This window comes from Streptomyces sp. NPDC049541 (genome assembly GCF_044465725.1).
Classification (GTDB): Bacteria; Actinomycetota; Actinomycetes; order Streptomycetales; family Streptomycetaceae; genus Streptomyces.
Map to the genome: position 1 here is coordinate 271951 of NZ_JBITLY010000010.1, position 19488 is coordinate 291438.

Genomic DNA, 19488 nt, shown 5'->3' on the forward strand with positions numbered 1-19488 from the left:
CGAACATGAGCAGCAAGACCCGCACCGTCCTGACCGCCGGCCTGCTCGCCGTGGCCCTCGGCCTCGGTGCCACCGCCCAGGCCTCCGCCGGCGCCGCGCACAGCGTCAGCGGAAAGCCGGCCGACAACATCAGCCGGATCGCGGACTTCTACGGCGCCTACATCGACGCGGTGACCGACGAGGACAGCGGCAACCTCGGGGACGCACTGCGCGCCCACTACCTGACCCCCGCCTTCCAGAAGGAACTGGCGGCCTGGGAGGACCGGGAGCACGCCGACGGCGTCCTGCGCGCCCAGAACGTCCCGCTCGCCTGGAAGGTCACCGACAACGGCAGCACCGCGAACCGCACGGAGGCCGTCGTCACCCTCACCTGGAGCCGTAACTCCACCAGCACGCTGGTGGTGGACATGGCCCGCGACAGCCGCCAGATCTTCCACATCGGCGAGAAGGCCGCACAGGGCAAGTAGTCACTCCGGTCGCAGCCGCACCGTGAGGATCTGGAACGGCCGCAGCTCGAAGCTCAAGTCGCTTTCGTGCTGCGGCCGTTCCAGCAGGTCCGTCACCTCCGCCCGGCCCACCGGGAAGCCGGGCGTCAGCGTGGCCCGCGCCCGTCCGCCCCGGGACTCGTACAGCCGTACCACCACATCCCCGCTGCGGTCCTCCGCGAGCTTCACCGACTCGACGGTCACGGCCGGGTGGTCCACGCGGACCAGCGGCTCCACGACCGGTGCCTGCGCCACCCGCAGCGGCAGGTTCAGGGCGAGCCCCTCGGCGACCGCTCGCCCGACGTCCGCACCCGGCAGCAGCGCGTACGTGAAGTGGTGCGTGCCCAGGTCGGTCTCCGGGTCGGGGCTGTGCGGGGCGCGCAGCAGCGTCAGACGTACGGTCGTGCCGAGGCCGCCCTCGTGCGGGGTACGCGTCACGTCGTGCCCGTACGTCGAGTCGTTGAGGACCGCCACGCCGTAGCCCTCCTCCGCGACCCTGAGCCAGCGGTGCGCGCAGATCTCGAAGCGGGCCGCGTCCCAGGACGTGTTGGTGTGGGTGGGGCGGTGGATGTGCCCGAACTGGATCTCCGCGGTGGAGCGTTCGGCGTGCACGTCGAGCGGGAAGGCGGCCTTCAGCACCTTCTCGGACTCCTGCCAGTCGACGTCCGTGACGATGTCGAGGCGCCGGGCGCCGGCCGCGAGGCGGATCTCCTGGGTGATGCGTGACTTCCCGAACGTCCGCGTCACCCGCACCGCCGCCGTCAGCGGCCCGTCCTCGACCAGCTCCACCGACTCGACGTCCGTCAGGTCCGTGTGCCGGCGCCGGTAGTGCCGGTCGATGTCCCAGGCGTCCCAGGCGTTGGGATGGTCGGGGTGCAACTGGAGGAGGTTGCCGGGGCCGCACAGCACCTCACGGTCGGCGGCGAGATCGCGGACCGAGGAGAGCAGGCCCCGTGCGTCCACGGTGACCCGGAGCCGGGAGTTCTCCAGTACGCAGGTGCCGTCGTCCTCCTCGGCCCGTACGACCTCGCCCGCCGCCCCCACGACCGGCGCACCGCCCAGCCCCGGCGTGGTCACCAGCACGCCCCCGGCGATCTCGGTGCGCTCGTACGGCGAGGCGTTGAGCACCACGGGCCCGCCCGTCCCCAGTGCCTGCACGGCCGCCGCCGTGAGCTCCTCCACCTCCGCCAGGACCCGCGCATAGGTGTCCCGTGCCTCCCGGTGCACCCAGGCGATCGAGGATCCGGGCAGGATGTCGTGGAACTGGTGCAGCAGCACCGTCTTCCACAGCCGGTCCAGGGCGCCGTACGGGTAGGCGTACGACGGATCGCGCACGGCCGCCGTGGTGCACCACAGCTCGGCCTCGCGCAGGGCGTGCTCCGAGCGCCGGTTGCCCTGCTTGGTCTTCGCCTGGGTGGTGTAGGTGGCCCGGTGCAGCTCCAGGTACAGCTCGCCCGACCATACGGGCGCCTGCGGTCCGTACTCCTCCTCGGCCGCGGTGAAGAAGGCCGCCGGCTTCTCGACCTCGACCCGGGGCGAGCCTTCCAGGGAGCGCAGCCGACGGGCCTTCTCCAGCATTTCGCGGGTCGGGCCGCCGCCCCCGTCGCCCCAGCCGAACGGCACCAGCGAGCGGCTGGCGCGTCCCTTCTCGGCGAAGTTGCGTTCCGCGCGGGCGAGTTCGCGGCCGTGAAACTGCGAGTTGTAGGTGTCGACGGGCGGGAAGTGCGTGAAGACACGGGTGCCGTCGATGCCCTCCCACCAAAAGGTGTGATGGGGCATCTTGTTCGACTGGTTCCAGCTGAGTTTCTGGGTGAGGAACCATCGGATTCCGGCCAGTTTTGCGAGCTGCGGGAAGGCCGCGGTGTAGCCGAAGGAGTCCGGCAGCCAGATCTCCTCCGTCTCCACGCCCAGTTCTTCGGCGAAGAACCGCTTTCCGTGCACGATCTGCCGCGCCAGTGCCTCTCCGCCGGGCATGTTGGCGTCCGACTCCACCCACATCGACCCCACGGGCGCCCAGTTGCCGTCCGCCACCGCCTTCTTGATCCGCTCCCAGATGTGCGGCTGGTGCTCCTTCACCCAGGCGTACTGCTGGGCCTGCGAGCAGGAGAACACCAGCTCGGGGTAGTCGGCGGCGAGCGCGGTGACGTTGGCGAAGGTCCGCGAGGCCTTGCGGACGGTCTCGCGCAGCGGCCACAGCCAGGCCGAGTCGATGTGGGCGTGCCCGGTCGCGGAGATCCGGTGGGCGCTCGCCGAGGCCGGGCGGGACAGCACGTCGGTGAGCGTGGCCCGGGCGGCGGCCGCCGTACCGGAGACGTCGTGCAGATCGAGGACGTCGAGCATGTCCTCGAGGGCGCGCAGGACCTCGTGCCGCCGGGGCCGGTCCATCGGCAGCTCGTGCATCAGTTCCGAAAGCACCTCGACATCCAGCACCAACTGCCACACGGCTTCGTCGAGTACGGCGAGGTCGGCAGAGCGGAATCGGTAGACGGGCCGGTCCCCGGCGGTCAGGACGTCCCCCAGGTGCGTAGGCGCGAAGCCGTGCAGTACGGCCGGATTGGCGGCCGCCTCCAGAAGCAGATGCACCGGTTCGCCTCCGCTCGCCGGGGTGCCGACGGCGAGGTGACGGTTGCGCGGGTGAATGCCTTTCAGGGGGACGCCCGCGGCGTCGTAGAGCAGTCCCTCGGCCTGGAAACCGGGGCCGTCGCCGGTGAAACCGGGGTCGATCACCGCCTCCACGCGGCGCCCGGCCCACTCCTCGGGGACCCGGCCCGTCAACCGGAACCAACTCGTCGACCAGGGCTTTCCCCAGGCCGTTCCGGTTGTGAAGGTCTCGTAGTCGGCCTGCAGTGCCTGGTCCACCGGCACCGGCTCGCCGGGCACATGCCACACGGACAGCACCAGTGGCACACGCTCCGCGTACTGCGCGGGCCGCACGAACTGTCCCATGGCGCGCTCCAGGCGCGCCTCCACCAGTGTTCGGTCGTCGTGCACGGGGGCTCCCTCGGCGCTCGGACGGCTGTGGTGCGTCGCTCCAAAGGGTCCCTCCGTCCGGCCTGAACCGCAGCCTCCGTGGCCGAACACCTGGCCGCCCGAGGACGGACATGACTGCCGCGTGCCCAGTGGGGCATGGATCCCGTGAACGTGTTCGACAAGGAGGGGACCGATATCGGCACGCGGGCGGGGGTCATGAAGAGGCAGGCACGAGGGGGCGGTCCCATGGCGATCGGGGCCTTCTCGGCGAAGACGGAGGAAAAGACCGACGGCGACGCGGACCAGGCGCAGCCGTCCCAGATACGGAAGCTCCGGCAGAGACTGGGCCGCGCGGACCTGAAGGCGGTGCCCGAGGCACGCCGGGCGCTGCGCGAACTGCTACGGCAGTGGGGCAGGCCCGGTTGCTCTGAGATAGCGGAGCTGCTCACCAGCGAGCTCGTCACCAACGCACTCATCCACACGGACCACGACGCGGTGCTGACCGCCACCGTCGGGCCTCACGGACTGCGGGTGGAGGTGAGGGACTTCGTGGGTCGCAGGCCCAGACTGCGCGTACCGAACGCCGACGACGGCACGCACGGCAGAGGCCTGGTCCTGGTGCAGTCCCTCGCGGACGCGTGGGGGGTACGGGCGCACGGGGTGGGGAAGGTGGTGTGGTTCGAACTCGACGCCGGAGCGGCATGACACGGAAGGGGGCGTGACCCGAAGGTCACGCCCCCTTCCCGTGCAGTCCGTTCTAGCCGAACTGCTGCTCGAGGTCCTTGAGCTTGCGCTCAAGGGAGTCGAGGCGCGGCAGGGCCATTGTGTCGTCCTCCGCGGTGAGGTCGACGGTCACCGGTTCAGAGCCGGCCTTGCGGACGGGCTGCAGGGACGGGCGTGAGCGCACGGGCAGCGGTTCCGCGCTGGATATGGCAGGCTCCGCGGAGACCGAGGCGGAGGCCCGCTCCAGTGCCTGGGGCTCCACCTGACGTCCGCCGCCGCGGCCGATGAACCCGCGGTGGCCCCGGCTGATGGCCTTGAGCTGGGCGCGCTCCAGGCGGTCCGCCTCGCGGCGCCGCAGCCGGTTCTCCTCCTTCTGCCGCTTGTCCTCGCGCACCTCGTCGACCGCCTCGTCCAGGCTGCGCACGCCCTCCAGGAGCATCAGCGACCAGGCCTTGTAGGTCTCGCGGGGGGCCCGCAGCCAGCGGACGATACGGATCTGCGGCAGCGGGCGCGGCACCAGGCCCTGCTCGCGCAGCGCGGCCCGGCGGGTCTGCTTCAGGGCGCGGTCGAAGAGGACGGCCGCGGACAGGGACATGCCGGAGAAGAACTGGGGCGCACCGTCGTGACCGATGCCCCGGGGCGCGTGCACCCAGTTGAACCAGGCCGCGGCGCCCGCGAACGTCCACACGAGTATCCGGGAGCCGAGGGCCGCGTCACCGTGGCTGGCCTCGCGGACCGCGAGCACGGAGCAGAACATGGCCGCACCGTCCAGGCCGAACGGCACCAGGTATTCCCAGCCGTTGGTCAGGCCGAGGTTCTGCTGGCCGAAGCCGACCAGGCCGTGGAAGGAGAGGGCGGCGGCGACCGCCGCACAGCAGAACAGCAGAACATAGGAGGCGGTGCCATATATGGCTTCCTTGCGCCGGCGGCGCTCCTCGCTGCGCTCCCACGAATCGTCCGTCTTCGCGTGCTCCCCGGAGCGCTTGCTGCGCGCGAGCACCGCCACCGCCGCCAGCATGCCCAGGAGCAGTACGGCGCCCGGAAGCAGCCAGTCCAGCGATATGTCGGTCAGTCTCATCTGGGGTCCCTTGCATTGGGATAGGGCGTATCGCCCGCCATAGTGGCCCAATCCCACCGGCCCTCAGGGGGTTTCGGGGCAAGAGGCCGCCAAGGAAGTGCAAGGGGATGCCCAGGGCGGCGTTCTGCTCGAACTGCCGCTTGAGGGGCGGGAGTTGAGTTCGAATAAGACTACCCGTACGGATGGTTCCACGGAAAGTTCCTGCGGCAAGTGAGGAAGTTGTGAATTGCCTGTAACCGGACGGGCGCCTTGTTCGCGCCGATCTTACGGGACGGCCGGCGGCCGGTGTGCCTGAGGGTGCCTCAACTCGTGGCGGCGGCCGACAGCTTGCCCGGCCGGTCGGCGTCACAGGTGCGCGGGCAGGTGGCACAGGTGTCCTCCGGGCGCACGGTGTAGAACATGCAGCAACTCACCCGGTCCCGGGTGAGCAGGGACTTCCCGGGCGGGCCGGCGAGTTCCCGGAAGGCCGCTGCCCCGGCATACGGCTTGGTGGTCCCCGGAAACAGCGCCTCCAGCTCGCGCACGGCCCGCGGCTCCTCGCCGAGCAGCCGGGCGACGTACCAGAGCCCCTCCACGACCTCGTCGGTCGCCGTGCCCCACAGGGCCCGCCCGCGTCGGCGCATCCGCGGCCCGAACCCGGCGAGCACGGGTTCGAGATGCTCGGCCACCGCGGTCCGCACCTCGGCCCGCAGCGCCTCCTCGTCGGGGACGACGCGTGCGCCGGGCAGGGCGGCGGCCGGGTCGCCGGGCAGACAGGCGAAGCCGGCGGGCCGCACGGCCAGGCGGCCGAGGGAGAGCCCGGGGGCGGTCCGGTCGTACGCCACGCCGGCCACGGGCAGACGGGGCACCCGACGCAGCAGGAACCATGGCACGGTGATCAGCAGACAGGCCGGCCACGCGTACCGATGCAGCCCGAAGCTCGCGACGACGTCCGGCCGGGCGCGCACTCCGTAGTCGCGCAGCACCTGTGCGTCGTCCTGTGCCAGAAATGTGTCGAGACCGACGCCGTCCTCCGTGAGAGAGGCTGCGGAGACCCATCCGCCGCCCTCGGGGACCTGCTCGTCGACGCCCACCTCCAGGACGGCCAGCCCGGGGAAGGCCCTGTTCAGGCGGGCGTAGGCGGCAGTGAGTGCAGGCTGGGGCGCGGGCATGCAGGAACCACCTGTTCATGACGGATGCATGTCGTCTAACAAGGTAAGGCTGGCCTTACCCGAACCGAATGGGATTTGAACTGATGACAACTGCGCCTAAGGTGCTTGACGGACGAGTAACAACCCGCCGTAATGACCCCAAGTACCGACACGTCCGGAGGAGGACCCGTGCAGCAGAGCACCCACGGCTCCGCCGACACGGGGGTTCCCGAGGTTCGGACCAGCGGGGTGCCCCGGGTTCCGCCGCAGGCCCGGGCCCAGGACGTGGACCGGGAGCGGGGTGTCGAGGAGGGGGCCACGCGGGGCGAGCACACGCACAGTGAACGGCCGATTCCCCGGCCCCGACTGGTCCAGCGGGCCTCCGTGCGCGGGCAGATCCTCGACGCGCTGCGCACCGCGCTGGTCGCGGGCGAGCTGACGCCGGGCGAGGTGTACTCGGCGCCCGCACTGGGGGAGCGGTTCGGGGTCTCCGCGACGCCGGTGCGCGAGGCCATGCAGCAGCTCGCGTTGGAGGGCGCCGTCGAGGTCGTCCCCAACCGGGGTTTCCGGGTGGTCGAGCGGGGCGCCCGTGAACTGGCCGAGCTCGCCGAGGTCCGCGCACTGATCGAGATCCCCGTGATGCTCCGCCTGGCCCGCACGGTGCCCGCCGAGCGCTGGACCGCACTGCGCCCCCTCGCCGAGGCGACCCTGCGCGCCGCGTCCTCCGGCTGCCGCGCGACCTACGCCGAGTCCGACCGCGCCTTCCACCGCGCCCTGTTCGCCCTCTCCGGCAACGAACAGCTCGTCCAGATCGCCGACGACCTCCACCGGCGGGCGCAGTGGCCCCTGGTCGGCGGTGCCCCGACCGCTCGCGGCCGGGCCGAGCTCATGGCGGACGCGGCCCAGCACGCGGCCCTGCTGGACGCGTTGATCGCCTGCGACCTGGACGTCCTACGCGCGTTGGTGGGCGAGCACTTCGGCGGCGCATCCTGAGCTCATGACCGGCGTCACAGAATCGTCGGTTCCCTGTGACGGTTCGCGATGCGGGGAACTCGCGGCCCGCCGGCCGGCGTGACTCCCGGCACACGGCACGGAAGGTGCCGCCGCCGGAGGTGAGAGCGATGCCCGACCCGTCCTTCTACGCCCAGCAGGCCGCCCAACAGGCCGCGCAGCAGGCCCAGCAGGCCAACCAGCAGGCTCATCAGCAGGCCATGCGGGCCCACCGGCAGGCCGTCGACCACGCCATCCGCAACGGCCACCGACCGCCGCCCGCCCCGAGCCCGGGGGCGTACCGAGGCGGCCGGGGCGGCGGCCTCGTCTCGTTCCTGGTCCTGGTCGCCGTGGTCGTCGTCCTCGCCAAGGACACCGCGCTGCGCGACTCGATACTGGGGTCGATCCAGCACCTGCTGGCGCGCATCCAGAACAGCTAAGCGGGCCTGGCGAAGTCGGCTGCGGCTCCGCAGCGCCCTGAAGGGGCGCGGGACTGTGTTGAATCTGCGGCTACCGCCGCGCGGGCGCGACCAGCCACGATGGCACCGCGGGCGAAAGACGGCCCATCGCGGCACATCCAGCGGAGCGCTTGGCGGTCACGCCGTCGCCGCCCCCGTCGCAGGCGGCGACAGCTGCCGCGCCAGCCACGTCGGCACACCCCCGAGCAGCTGGAACAGCCGCCGGGCCTCCTCCCGCAGCCGTGAGGCCTCGGGCTCCGCCTCCGCGTCAGCAAGAGACACCAGCGCCGGCGCCGTACCCACGAGATACCCCAGCTCCTCCCGGATCCGCAGCGACTCGGCGAACCCGTGCCGCGCCTCCGCCAACTCCCCCTCCCGCAGCGCGAGTCCCGCCAGATGCCGCCAGGTGAAGGACAGCAGCAGGAGATCACCGTGCGCGGTCGCCCCCGCGTGCGCGCGCCGGAACGCGGCCCGCGCCGCCTGAGGCGCGTCGGCGAGGTTCTGCGCCACCAGCCCTCGCCGGAAGTCCAGGAGGGCCCGCCCCACCGCCCCCGGAGGGATCAGCGCCGCCGTCCGCCCGAGCGCGGCACGCGCCTCGTCGGCCCGGTCCCGGACCCCCAGCAGCGTCGCGGCATACGCCAAGTACCCGCGTTCACAAGCGGCCGCGCCCCGCTCGTCGTCGGTGTGGGCCAGCGCCTCGGCCGTACGCAGCGCGTCCTCGGCCTCCTCCCAGCCCTGCTCGGTGTACAGACACCGTTCCACCAGCAGCGCGGCCCGCTGCAGCGCCGCGTCCGCGGTGCGGGGCTCGAGCAGGGCCGCCGCGTCGGCCCAGCAGGCGCGTGAGCGCAGCCGCCATACCGCGGTCTGGAGGGGATCGTCACCTGCGGTCGTTCCGTTACCAGACATGGCGGTATGCGCCACGTTGCCCTCCCCGAGCACGCCATCGAGCTATGAGTGGTGGCGGCATCTCAGCACGGATTCCGCGGCGGGGCCAAGAGGGTGTGTGAAAGATTTCACTTGCGTTGAACTCGCACGCCCGGTCTGCGAGGCCTTTGAAGGCACGAACCGGCTTTGCCGGGGACACGGTTGACGCGACCTCGATGCCGCGGCCGGCGGCGCCGAGAAGCGCGACGAGGTGTGAACTTCGGGCGGCGCCTGGCCGTTCACGGCCGAGAAGGCGGCAGGGTCGCGGGACACCACAGGGGGCGGGAACGGTGATGGTGCCGCCCGCCCCAGCACCTCAGCTCATGCGCAACGCCAGGAAGAAATCGAGCTTGTCCTCGAGGCGCGAGAGGTCACGGCTCGTCAACTGCTCGATCCGCCCGACCCGGTAGCGCAGTGTGTTGACGTGCAGGTGCAGCCGGGTCGCGCAGCGCGTCCAGGAGCCGTCGCAGTCGAGGAACGCCTCCAGGGTGGGGATCAGCTCGGCGCGGTGCCGCCGGTCGTAGTCCCGCAGCGGATCCAGCAGCCGCGCGGTGAACGCCCGCCGCACGTCGTCCGGGACGAACGGCAGCAGCAGCACGTGCGAGGCCAGTTCCTGGTGACCCGCAGCGCACACCCGCCCCGGCCGCGCGGCGGCGACCCTGCGCGCGTGCCGCGCCTCCTCCAGCGCCCCGCGCAGCCCCTCCGCCGAGTGCACGGCCGCGCTGACGCCCAGCGTGACCTGTCCGTCGCCGTCCAGACCGGCCGACAGCGGGTCCCGTACGGAGTCCAGGAGCGCGTCCGCGAGGATGCCGGACTCCGAGCCGTCGTGCTCGGTGGAGACGGCCGGCAGCGGTACGAGGGCGATCGCCTCGTCGCCCGTGTGGGCCACCGCGATGCGGTCGGAGGGCTCGGGGCCCGTGGCGAGCGGGTCGACGAGGATCTCCTCCAGGAGCGACTGGGCGACCGGCCCCGCCTCGATGTCGCCGCCCTCCCACTCGACCCGGGCCACGACCACCTGCCAGTGCGGGGCGGCCCCGAGGCCGGGCAGCAGCACCGGCGCGGCCACCCGCAGCCGGGCGGCGATCTCGGCGGGCGCGGCCCCCGTCTGCACCAGTTCCAGGACCTCCTGCGCCAGCCGTCTGCGCACCGTGCGCGCCGCGTCCCGGCGGTCCCGCTCGACCGAGATCAGCTGGGTGACGCCCTGGAGCAGGTCAAGGCGCTCCGCGGGCCAGTCCCCGGCGTCCGCCTCGACGGCCAGCAGCCAGTCCGACAGGACCGTCTCCCGCACGTCCCGCGAGGCCTGCGCGGAGCGCCCGCCCCCCGCCGCCGGGCGGTGCCCCGAACTGCGGATCGGGAAGAGGCTGTAGGTGGCCGCACCGAGCGTCACCCGGTGGGGTCCGCGCCGGCCCGTGCGGGCGGCGGCGAGGTGCTCGGCGGCCAGCTCGGCGCAGGTCTCGGCGGGCAGCCCGGGGCCCGCGACCTTCGGGCCCGCGATCAGCCGCCCGGTGGGGGAGAGCACCCAGGCCCGCAGGTCCAGGTCGGAGCCGAGCAGGTCGAGGACCACGTCCGGGCCGCCGCCCGCCGGGCCGGAGGTCATCATCCGCCGGTGCCGGTCCACGACCGCCGCGAGGTCCCCGGCGCGCTCCCCGGACACCTGCCGTACGACGTGCTCGGTGATCGTCGCGAACGCCACCGACTCGTGCACCGCGAAGAGCGGCAGGCGGTGCCGGGCGCAGGCCACCACCAGGTCGTCCGGGATGTCCCCGAGCTCCGCCTCGCCGGCGGCCAGCGCGACCACCCCGGCCTGCGCCAGGATCCGTACGAACGCCTCGGAGTCGTCGGCGTCGCGGCGCCAGGCGAGCCCCGTGAGGACCAGCTCCCCGCCCGAGAGGTAGCGGCTGGGGTCCCGGAGGTCGGTGGTCATCACACCGCGCACGGTGCGGTCCAGCTCGTCCTCGCCGCCGAGCAGCCTGAGGCCCAGCGCGTCGGTGTCCAGCAGTGCGCGCAGCCGCATTCTCGTCGCCGCCGTTCTTTGTCTCGAAATCTACGATGAGTCGTGAGGATGGTCGGTGGGAGGAGCCCGGCGACCGGTGCGCACGGCGCATCCTTTGATTGCCAGGCTGTTTCCTGCGTTTCTACAGGAAAACGAAGAGGTTACTGATGACCTCCGTTCATACGAATCTACAAGATGCCCGGCCTGGCCAGCCAACTCCTTCATGGTTTCCGTGACTGACCTGGGTGGAGCACGGCGCTGTGTACTGGCTCCACTCCGCGTAAACAGCACATGAACAAGCCGGGCCCGCCGCACCAGATCTGGCTTGATCCGTACGACCCACGAGACGAAGAAGAGAGCCGGTCATGGACTTCCTTCGCCCCGCCAGCTGGGAGGAGGCGCTCGCCGCCAAGGCTGAGCACCCCACCGCTGTGCCCATTGCGGGCGGTACCGATGTGATGGTCGAGATCAACTTCGACCACCGCCGGCCCGAGTACCTGCTCGACCTGAACCGCATCGGCGACCTCTACGAGTGGGAGGTCGGCGAGGACACCGTGCGGCTCGGCGCCTCCGTCCCGTACTCGAAGATCATGGAGAGCCTCCGCGCCGAGCTGCCGGGTCTCGCCCTCGCCTCGCACACCGTCGCCTCCCCGCAGATCCGCAACCGCGGCGGCGTCGGCGGCAACCTCGGCACCGCCTCCCCGGCCGGCGACGCCCACCCCGCGCTGCTCGCGGCGGGCGCCGAGGTCGAGGTCGAGTCGGTGCGCGGCTCCCGGCTGATCCCCATCGACGAGTTCTACACCGGAGTGAAGCGCAACGCGCTCGCCGCCGACGAGCTCATCAAGCGCGTGCACATCAAGAAGGCCGACGGCCCGCAGCAGTACTCGAAGGTGGGCACCCGCAACGCGATGGTGATCGCCGTGTGTGCCTTCGGCCTGGCCCTGCACCCGTCGTCGCGCACCGTCCGTACGGGCATCGGCTCGGCGGCGCCCACCCCCGTCCGGGCGAAGGCCGCGGAGGAGTTCCTGAACGCGGCGCTCGAAGAGGGCGGCTTCTGGGACAACGGAAAGATCATCACCCCGTCGGTCGCCAAGCAGTTCGCGGAGCTGTGCTCCGGCGCCTGCAACCCGATCGACGACGTCCGGGGCACGGCGAGCTACCGCCGGCACGCGGTGGGCGTCATGGCGCGCCGCACGCTGACCTGGACCTGGGAGTCGTACCGCGGCGCCCGCCGCACCACTGAGGGAGCTGCGTGATGCGTGTCAACTTCACCGTCAACGGACGTCCGCAGGAAGCCGACGACGTCTGGGAGGGCGAGTCCCTGCTGTACGTGCTGAGGGAACGCCTCGGGCTTCCCGGCTCCAAGAACGCCTGCGAGCAGGGCGAGTGCGGGTCCTGCACGGTCCGCCTGGACGGCGTGCCCGTGTGTGCCTGCCTGGTCGCCGCCGGACAGGTCGAGGGCCGCGAGGTCGTCACCGTCGAGGGGCTGGCGGACTTCGCCAAGCAGCGTGCGGAGCACGGCGCTTGTGCGACCGGCGCCTGCGGTACGTCGTTGCGGGACGCCCAGACGTGGGCTGCCAAGGGGCAGGACTCGCAGACCGGTGAGGGCACCGAACTCTCCCCGATCCAGCAGGCGTTCATCGACGCCGGCGCCGTCCAGTGCGGCTTCTGCACCCCGGGTCTGCTGGTCGCCGCCGACGAGATGCTCGAGCGCAACCCGAACCCGACCGACGCGGACATCCGCGAGGCCCTGTCGGGCAACCTGTGCCGCTGCACGGGCTACGAGAAGATCATGGACGCGGTCCGGCTGGCGGCCGCCCGGCAGGGAGAGGCGGTCTGACGATGCCCACCAACGGTGCTCCCATCGGCACTCCCACCAAGGTCACCCAGGGTTCGAAGACCAAGGGCGGCATCGGTGAGTCCACGCTCCGCCCGGACGGCACCCTCAAGGTCACCGGCGAGTTCGCGTACTCGTCCGACATGTGGCACGAGGACATGCTCTGGGGCCAGATCCTGCGCTCCACCGTCGCGCACGCGGAGATCGTCTCGATCGACACCAGCGAGGCGCTGAAGACCCCGGGCGTCTACGCCGTCATGACGTACGACGACCTGCCGACCGACGTGAAGAACTACGGCCTGGAGATCCAGGACACCCCGGTCCTCGCGCACGGCCGGGTACGCCACCACGGCGAGCCGGTCGCCATCGTCGCCGCCGACCACCCGGAGACCGCCCGCCGCGCGGCCGCCAAGATCAAGGTCGACTACCGCGAGCTCCCGGTCATCACCGACGAGGCCTCGGCGACCGCGCCGGACGCGATCCTCATCCACGAGAACCGCGACGACCACCACATCGGCCACGTCCCGCACCCGAACATCGTGCACCGCCAGCCGATCGTGCGCGGCAACGTCGAAGAGGCCGCCAAGAAGGCCGACTTCATCGTCCGGGGCGAGTACACCTTCGGCATGCAGGACCAGGCCTTCCTCGGCCCCGAGTCCGGCCTCGCGGTACCCGCCGAGGACGGCGGCGTCGACCTCTACATCGCCACCCAGTGGCTCCACTCCGACCTGCGCCAGATCGCCCCGGTCCTGGGCCTGCCTGAGGACAAGGTGCGGATGACGCTGGCCGGCGTCGGCGGCGCGTTCGGCGGCCGCGAGGACCTGTCGATGCAGATCCACGCCTGCCTGCTCGCCCTGCGCACCGGCAAGCCCGTCAAGATCGTCTACAACCGCTTCGAGTCCTTCTTCGGGCACGTCCACCGCCACCCCGCCAAGCTCTACTACGAGCACGGGGCGACCAAGGACGGCAAGCTCACCCACATGAAGTGCCGGATCGTCCTGGACGGCGGCGCCTACGCCTCCGCCTCCCCGGCCGTCGTCGGCAACGCCTCCTCGCTCTCCGTCGGCCCGTACGTCATCGACGACGTCGACATCGAGGCCATCGCCCTCTACACCAACAACCCGCCCTGCGGCGCCATGCGCGGCTTCGGCGCGGTCCAGGCGTGCTTCGCCTACGAGGCGCAGATGGACAAGCTCGCCGACAAGGTGGGCATGGACCGGGTCGAGTTCCGTCAGCTCAACGCGATGGAGCAGGGCACGATCATGCCGACCGGGCAGCCGGTCGACTCCCCGGCCCCGGTCGCCGAACTGCTGCGTCGCGTCAAGGCGATGCCGATGCCGCCGGAGCGCCAGTGGGAGTCCAGCGAGGGCCCCGACGTGCGACAGCTGCCCGGCGGTCTGTCCAACACCACCCACGGCGAGGGCGTCGTGCGCGGTGTCGGCTACGCGGTCGGCATCAAGAACGTCGGCTTCTCCGAGGGCTTCGACGACTACTCCACCGCCAAGGTCCGCATGGAGGTCGTCGGCGGCGAGCCGGTCGCCACCGTGCACACGGCCATGGCGGAGGTCGGCCAGGGCGGCGTCACCGTCCACGCGCAGATCGCCCGCACCGAGCTGGGCGTCTCGCAGGTGACGATCCAGCCGGCGGACACGCAGGTCGGTTCGGCCGGTTCGACGTCCGCCTCGCGGCAGACGTACGTCACCGGTGGCGCGGTCAAGAACTCCTGCGAGCTGGTGCGCGAGAAGGTCCTGGAGATCGGCCGCCGCAAGTTCGGCACGTACCACCCGGCCTGGGCGACGGCGGAGCTGCTGCTGGAGGGCGGCAAGGTCGTCACCGACGGCGGGGAGGTACTCGCCGACCTGGCGGACGTCCTCGAAGGCGAGACCGTCGAGGTCGAGGCCGAGTGGCGGCACCGCCCCACCGAGCCCTTCGACCTGCGCACCGGCCAGGGCAACGGCCACGTCCAGTACTCCTTCGCCGCGCACCGGGCCGTCGTCGAGGTCGACACCGAACTCGGCCTGGTCAAGGTCATCGAGCTGGCCTGCGCCCAGGACGTCGGCAAGGCGCTCAACCCGCTGTCCGTCCTCGGCCAGATCCAGGGCGGCACCCTGCAGGGCATGGGCATCGCGGTGATGGAGGAGATCATCGTCGATCCCAAGACCGCGAAGGTCAGGAACCCCTCCTTCACGGACTACCTGCTGCCGACCATCCTCGACACGCCGATCATCCCGGTCGACGTGCTCGAACTCGCCGACGACCACGCCCCGTACGGGCTGCGGGGCATCGGCGAAGCACCCACGCTGTCCTCGACTCCGGCTGTCCTTGCGGCGATCCGCAACGCGACCGGGCTGGAGCTCAACCGCACGCCGGTACGTCCGGAGCACCTCACCGGAACGGCGTAGGCACCGTCTCTCCGGGCGGCGCCGGGAACGTCACACTTCGCCGCGCCGCCCGGAGTACTCAAGCACCGCACCGCTCGCGGCACTTGAAGCAGCACAGCACCACCGTCAGTACCAGAGAGTTCGTTCGTCTCGGGCCGTCCCCCGGGTCGTGCGGCCGAAGCACCTTCCCAAATCCCGCGAACCCATAGAACAACCGCGGGTGCCCCTGTGAACCTTGGGAGTAGGCCCACATGACCCAGCAGTCACTGGAGCCGTCGACCACCGCCGACGATGCGGGTGAAGGAACCCGTATCCCGGCCGGCAGGTCCTGGCTCGACCGGTACTTTCACATATCCAAGCGAGGATCCACCGTCGGGCGCGAGGTGCGCGGTGGCATCACCACCTTCATGGCGATGGCGTACATCCTCCTGCTCAACCCCCTGATCCTGTCCGGCAAGGACGCGGCGGGGGACACGCTCGGCCAGAAGGCCCTCATCACCGCGACCGCGTTCGCGGCGGCCTTCACCACGCTGCTGATGGGCTTCTTCGGCAAGGTGCCGCTCGCCCTCGCCGCTGGCCTCTCCGTCTCCGGTGTGCTCTCCTCGCAGGTCGCGCCCCACATGACCTGGCCGCAGGCCATGGGCATGTGCGTGATGTACGGCGTGGTCATCATGCTGCTGGTCGTCACCGGCCTGCGTGAGATGATCATGAACGCGATCCCGCTCGCGCTCAAGCACGCGATCACCATGGGCATCGGCCTGTTCGTCGCCCTGATCGGCCTGGTCAAGGCGGGTTTCGTGCACCAGGGCAAGGCGACTCCGGTGTCGCTGGGCCCGGCGGGTGAACTCGCGGGCTGGCCCGTCCTGTTGTTCGCCGCCACGCTCCTCGTCATCTTCATGCTCCAGGCGCGTGCCGTCCCCGGTGCGATCCTGATCGGCATCGTCGGCGGCACCGTGGTCGCCGTACTCCTCAACGCACTGGGTGTCATCGATCCCAAGCAGTGGGCGAGCGGTGCTCCCGAGCTGCACGGCAGCGCGGTGTCCATGCCGGACTTCTCGGTCTTCGGGAAGGTCGAGTTCGGCGGCTGGGGGAGTGTCGGCGCTATGACGGTCGGCATGATCGTGTTCACGCTGGTGCTCGCCGGCTTCTTCGACGCCATGGCCACCATCATCGGCGTCGGCACCGAGGCCAAGCTGGCCGACGAGCAGGGCCGGATGCCGGGTCTGTCCAAGGCGCTGTTCATCGACGGCGCGGGCGGTGCGATCGGCGGCTTCGCGGGTGCCTCCGGCCAGACCGTGTTCGTCGAGTCCGCGACCGGCGTCGGAGAGGGCGCCCGTACCGGCCTGTCCTCCGTCGTCACCGGCCTGTTCTTCGCGGCCTGCCTCTTCTTCACCCCGCTGACGGCGATCGTCCCCGGTGAGGTGGCGGCCGCGGCCCTGGTGGTCATCGGCGCCATGATGATGATGAACGCCCGCCATGTGGACTGGGCCGACCGCGCCACCGCCATCCCGGTCTTCCTGACCGTGGTGATCATGCCGTTCACGTACTCCATCACGGCGGGCGTCGCGGCCGGAGTCATCTCCTACGTGGCCATCAAGATCGCCCAGGGCAAGGTGCGGGAGATCGGGGCCTTCATGTGGGGTCTGACGGTGGTCTTCCTGGTCTACTTCGCCCTCAATCCGATCGAGAGCTGGATGGGCGTCCACTAGACGCCTTTGAATGGCCCTCCACACCAACCCCGTTAGGAGACCGAGAGATGCTGGACATCGCCGAGGAGCTCAACCGGTGGGTCGAGCAGGGGCGTGACTTCGCCGTGGCCACCGTGGTGGCCGTCGGCGGCAGCGCACCCCGCCAGCCGGGTGCCGCCCTCGCGGTGGACGCCGACGGCACGGCGATCGGCTCGGTCTCCGGCGGCTGTGTGGAGGGCGCCGTGTACGACCTGTGCCAACAGGCGCTCGCGGACGGCGAAACCGTCCTGGAGCGCTTCGGGTACAGCGACGAGGACGCCTTCGCAGTCGGCCTGACCTGCGGCGGCATCATCGACATCCTCGTCACGCCGGTACGGGCCGGTGATCCCGCCCGCCCGGTGGTCGCGTCCGCGCTGGCCGCCGCCGCCCGTGGGGAGGCGGCGGCGGTCGCGCGGATCGTGTCGGGACCGGCCGAACTGCGGGGCCGGGCGCTCCTGGTGCGCCCCGACGGCTCCTGCGAGGGCTGCTTCGGCGCCCACCCGGAACTGGACCGCACGGTGGTCGGGGAGGCGGCGGCCTTCCTGGACGCCGGGCGGACCGGCACCCTGGAGATCGGTGAGCAGGGCTCACGCTGCGGAGCCCCGCTCACGGTCCTGGTGGAGTCCTCCGTACCGCCGCCCCGGATGATCGTGTTCGGCGCCATCGACTTCGCGTCCGCGCTGGTGCGGATCGGCAAGTTCCTGAACTACCACGTGACGGTGTGCGACGCGCGCCCCGTCTTCGCGACGCGGACCCGCTTCCCGGAGGCGGACGAGATCGTCGTCGAGTGGCCGCACAAGTACCTCGGACGGACGTCGGTGGACGCCCGGACCGTCCTGTGCGTCCTCACCCACGATGCCAAGTTCGACATCCCGCTGCTGCAGCTGGCGTTGCGCCTCCCGGTGGCCTACGTCGGCGCGATGGGCTCCCGCCGCACCCATCTCGACCGCAACGAACGCCTTCGCCAGGTCGGCGTCACGGAACTGGAGCTGGCCCGTCTGCGTTCCCCGATCGGCCTGGACCTCGGTGCCCGTACCCCGGAGGAGACGGCCCTGTCGATCGCCTCGGAGATCGTCGCCAACCGGCGCGGCGGCAGCGGGGTCTCGCTCACCGGGGCCCACACGCCGATCCACCACGACACGGCGTCGGTGCCGGCGGGGCGGATCGGGTCGGTGGCCTGAGCGGCACGCGACGGCCTCAGGCCGTCCGGCGCACAGGGGGCTGGTCCGGCCAGCCGAAGGCGTACGCCGGGTCGCCGCCGCGGCTGAGCCGTACGAAGCGCAGCAGTTCCCGCACGATGCCCGCGTTGCCCATCGCCCACCCGGTGCGGGGTTCGAGGGCGCTCGGGGTGGCCCGGTGCTCGACGTTCGACCAGCGCGTGCCGTCGCCGTCCCGGGTCGCCCGGGCGGCGAGGTCCGCCACGAGGACCTGGGCGAAGCCGGCGTCGTCGTCCTGCTCGGCCATCCGGTCGCAGGCCAGGGCGAGCACACCGGCCGTACCGCAGCAGCGGCCGTTGTTGTCCCAGAAGCCGGGGCGCAGCCGCTCGGGAATCCCGGAGCGGGTCACGGTGTGCCAGCAGCGGTCGGCGAGGGACGCCCAGGCCGGGTCGGCGGTGACCTCCCGCAGCAGCCGGAAGACCTGGGCGTCGCCGGCCGGGCCGTGGCACCACCCGTAACTGATGCGCTGCACCACGTCGGGGCGGTACAGCGGGTCCGAGTGCGGGACCAGGAAGCCGTCCGGGCCGTTCTCGTCGCGGGACACGACGTCCGCGGCACCGGCCAGCGCCGCCTCCACGAAGTCCGCGCGGCCTGCCGCCCGGCCCACCCGGGCCAGCGCGGCGACGATACCGAGGGTGCCGTGCGAGATGTGGTTCAGACGTGACGTCCGGTCCGGACGGTGCGCCCACCGCACGCCCGCCGCGGTCTTCTCGGCCGTCCGCAGATACGGTTCCAGGGCGAGTACGGCCAACTCGGCATCGCCCAGCTCCGCAGCGCCGAGCCCGATCCCCGCGTTGCCGCCCATCAGCTCGAACAGCTCGCCCCAGCGGGTTCCGTCGAAGCGCGACCGCACCAGGTGCAGGGCCCGGTCCGCGGCGGCTTCGGCAGTGCTGTCGCCGAGCTCGTCGTGGACGGCCCGCAGCGCGAGGGCGATTCCGGTGCGGCCGAAGTACAGGGAGTCGTCGTCGACGTCGGTGACGGCCGCGGTCAGGCTGCGGGCCGCACGCAGGGCGGCCTCGCCGTAGGAGTCGTCACCGAAGTGCCGGCGCGCCTCCAGGAGGACCGGCACCACCCCGGCCGTACCGCCGTAGAACGCCGGGTCGAGCTCGTCGTCCGAGGGGACGGCCGTCCAGCCGAGGCCGCCGCCTTCCGTCTCCCGTGCCGCCGCGAGCAGCCAGCGCAGGGCGTCCGCCGCGAGCTCCTCGACCTCGTCCACCTTCACCGTGTCGTCAACTTCCGTCATGGCGCCCACTGTTGCAGGACCGGCACGGCCCGCCCAAACCGCACCGCAGGTCACAGGCTCAGCCGTCCGGTGCCCGCAGCACGAAGACACGCAGTGCGTCCGGCTCCAGGTCGTACCACTGCCCCCGGCCCCAGCCGCCCGTCAGCCCGCCGACCTCGGCCGCCGTCAGAGGGGACGGCCGTCCAGCCGAGGCCGCCGCCTTCCGTCTCCCGGGCCGCAGCGAGCAGTCGGCACCGCCCGCCCAAACCGCACCGCAGGTCACAGGCTCAGCCGTCCGGTGCCCGCAGCACGAAGACACGCAGTGCGTCCGGCTCCAGGTCGTACCACTGCCC

General features: G+C 71.6%; 15 protein-coding genes and 1 pseudogene. 9 read left to right on the forward strand and 7 right to left on the reverse strand.

What is annotated here, in order from left to right:
- Positions 1 to 5 precede the first annotated feature (5 nt).
- Entirely contained in the window at positions 6 to 467 is a 462-nt protein-coding gene (locus tag ACIBW9_RS32960; protein WP_398960677.1) for a hypothetical protein, read from the forward strand.
- Here the strand turns inward: ACIBW9_RS32960 and ACIBW9_RS32965 are convergent, their stop codons facing one another.
- On the reverse strand, positions 468 to 3476 hold the full coding sequence (locus tag ACIBW9_RS32965) for an alpha-mannosidase (protein WP_398960678.1): 3009 nt from the start codon (positions 3474 to 3476) through the stop codon (positions 468 to 470). It abuts the gene before it with no gap.
- 225 nt (positions 3477 to 3701) lie between these two features.
- Between ACIBW9_RS32965 and ACIBW9_RS32970 the strand changes: the two genes are divergently transcribed.
- A complete protein-coding gene (locus ACIBW9_RS32970; protein ID WP_398960679.1) occupies positions 3702 to 4160 on the forward strand; it encodes an ATP-binding protein in 459 nt (152 codons plus the stop codon).
- A gap of 52 nt (positions 4161 to 4212) precedes the next feature.
- Here ACIBW9_RS32970 and ACIBW9_RS32975 read toward each other — a convergent pair whose 3' ends face one another.
- Positions 4213 to 5256 carry a DUF2637 domain-containing protein gene (locus tag ACIBW9_RS32975; RefSeq protein WP_099932109.1) on the reverse strand — a complete coding sequence of 348 codons (1044 nt, stop codon included), beginning with the start codon at positions 5254 to 5256 and terminating at the stop codon, positions 4213 to 4215.
- Between the two features lie 302 nt (positions 5257 to 5558).
- Entirely contained in the window at positions 5559 to 6407 is an 849-nt protein-coding gene (locus ACIBW9_RS32980; protein WP_398960680.1) for a (2Fe-2S)-binding protein, read from the reverse strand.
- Positions 6408 to 6575: 168 nt separating this feature from the next.
- Here ACIBW9_RS32980 and ACIBW9_RS32985 point away from each other — a divergent pair, with 168 nt between their 5' ends.
- A complete protein-coding gene (locus ACIBW9_RS32985; protein ID WP_398960681.1) occupies positions 6576 to 7379 on the forward strand; it encodes a GntR family transcriptional regulator in 804 nt (267 codons plus the stop codon).
- Positions 7380 to 7507: 128 nt separating this feature from the next.
- A complete protein-coding gene (locus ACIBW9_RS32990) occupies positions 7508 to 7816 on the forward strand; it encodes a hypothetical protein (RefSeq protein ID WP_398960682.1) in 309 nt (102 codons plus the stop codon).
- Positions 7817 to 7972: 156 nt separating this feature from the next.
- On the opposite strand, the gene ACIBW9_RS32995 is transcribed toward ACIBW9_RS32990, so the two are convergent.
- Positions 7973 to 8755, reverse strand: a complete 783-nt coding sequence (locus ACIBW9_RS32995) for a hypothetical protein (RefSeq protein WP_398960683.1) — start codon at positions 8753 to 8755, stop codon at positions 7973 to 7975.
- Between the two features lie 319 nt (positions 8756 to 9074).
- Positions 9075 to 10772, reverse strand: a complete 1698-nt coding sequence (locus tag ACIBW9_RS33000; RefSeq protein ID WP_398960684.1) for a PucR family transcriptional regulator — start codon at positions 10770 to 10772, stop codon at positions 9075 to 9077.
- Between the two features lie 344 nt (positions 10773 to 11116).
- Between ACIBW9_RS33000 and ACIBW9_RS33005 the strand changes: the two genes are divergently transcribed.
- From ACIBW9_RS33005 to ACIBW9_RS33025, 5 genes are all read left to right on the forward strand, one after another.
- Complete coding sequence (locus ACIBW9_RS33005; protein WP_398960685.1) at positions 11117 to 12007, forward strand: FAD binding domain-containing protein; 891 nt, start codon at positions 11117 to 11119, stop codon at positions 12005 to 12007.
- The gene (locus ACIBW9_RS33010; RefSeq protein ID WP_398960686.1) at positions 12007 to 12591 is read left to right on the forward strand and encodes a (2Fe-2S)-binding protein; all 585 of its coding nucleotides are present in this window, start codon (positions 12007 to 12009) and stop codon (positions 12589 to 12591) included. Before ACIBW9_RS33005 ends, ACIBW9_RS33010 begins: the two co-directional genes overlap by 1 nt.
- 2 nt (positions 12592 to 12593) lie before the next feature.
- Positions 12594 to 14990 carry a xanthine dehydrogenase family protein molybdopterin-binding subunit gene (locus tag ACIBW9_RS33015; RefSeq protein WP_398960687.1) on the forward strand — a complete coding sequence of 799 codons (2397 nt, stop codon included), beginning with the start codon at positions 12594 to 12596 and terminating at the stop codon, positions 14988 to 14990.
- A gap of 230 nt (positions 14991 to 15220) precedes the next feature.
- On the forward strand, positions 15221 to 16678 hold the full coding sequence (locus tag ACIBW9_RS33020; protein WP_398960688.1) for an NCS2 family permease: 1458 nt from the start codon (positions 15221 to 15223) through the stop codon (positions 16676 to 16678).
- A gap of 47 nt (positions 16679 to 16725) precedes the next feature.
- Positions 16726 to 17877, forward strand: a complete 1152-nt coding sequence (locus ACIBW9_RS33025) for an XdhC family protein (protein WP_398960689.1) — start codon at positions 16726 to 16728, stop codon at positions 17875 to 17877.
- Between the two features lie 16 nt (positions 17878 to 17893).
- Here ACIBW9_RS33025 and ACIBW9_RS33030 read toward each other — a convergent pair whose 3' ends face one another.
- Positions 17894 to 19156 (reverse strand): lanthionine synthetase LanC family protein, encoded by a 1263-nt coding sequence (locus tag ACIBW9_RS33030; RefSeq protein WP_398960690.1) that lies wholly within the window; start codon positions 19154 to 19156, stop codon positions 17894 to 17896.
- Positions 19157 to 19214: 58 nt separating this feature from the next.
- Positions 19215 to 19488: pseudogene (locus tag ACIBW9_RS33035) on the reverse strand (hypothetical protein); the annotation flags it as partial.